Here is a 759-nt window from a genome sequence, read left to right as displayed (position 1 = left end):
CTGCGCGAAAAAAAAAAAAAAAAAACGACGTCCGCCCCGGTCGTCGGCGTCTCCCCGATCATCGGCGGGGGCGCCGTGCGCGGCATGGCCGACCAGCTCATGACCGGCCTGGGCCGTGAGATCAGCGCGGCGGCCGTGGCCGAGACCTACGGCTCGCGCCGCGACGGCGGGCTGCTCGACGGCTGGCTCGTGGACGTCCAGGACGCCGACGCCGACGACCGCCTCTCCCCCACGGGCGTCGTCGCCCGGGCCGTCCCGCTCTTCATGGACGACGACGCCACGACGCGTCAGCTCGCCCAGGACGCGATCGACCTCGCCCGCGAGCTGCGCTGACCCCGCCGTCGGGCGGTGAGTGGGCGTCCGCTTCGCGCCGTGGGGCGGTGAGTCCTGGTCACTTTCCCGCGCGGAAGTGACCACCATCCACCGCCAGCGGCCCGCAAGTGACCACAGGTCACCGCCCCGCCCGCGGCAGTGACCACCACTCACCGCTCCCTGACGGGACGCGCACCAGTGGCTCAGCCGACGGCAGCGTCGGGCTCGATCTCGGCGCCGAAGTCGGCGACGACCTGGCTGGTGTTGCGGCCCAGGCCGATCTCGCGGGCGCCCACCAGGTCGCCCAGGACGTCGATGTCGCGCCGCACGCCGGCCGGGACGTCGCGCATCTCGACCGCGCCCATGTCGCGATGCCGGCGGGCGGAGTCGGGGCCGTACGCGGTGCGCAGCAGCGCGGGGGTGCGGGGCGACCACCAGCGTCCGTGC

Annotated in this window: 2 pseudogenes; one reads left to right on the top strand and one right to left on the bottom strand. The window is 73.9% G+C overall.

Features of this window, described 5'->3' with window-relative positions:
* Positions 1 to 333: pseudogene (locus AC2W7G_RS17650) on the top strand (2-phospho-L-lactate transferase); the annotation flags it as partial.
* 182 nt (positions 334 to 515) lie between these two features.
* On the opposite strand, the pseudogene AC2W7G_RS17645 reads toward AC2W7G_RS17650, so the two are convergent.
* Positions 516 to 759 (bottom strand): annotated as a pseudogene (locus AC2W7G_RS17645) (hypothetical protein); the annotation flags it as partial.

Source organism: Aeromicrobium sp. PFPM2_SD2 (genome assembly GCF_057364525.1).
The sequence above is the reverse complement of the archived record's forward strand: the minus strand, read 5'-3'. Positions and strand labels throughout refer to the sequence as shown.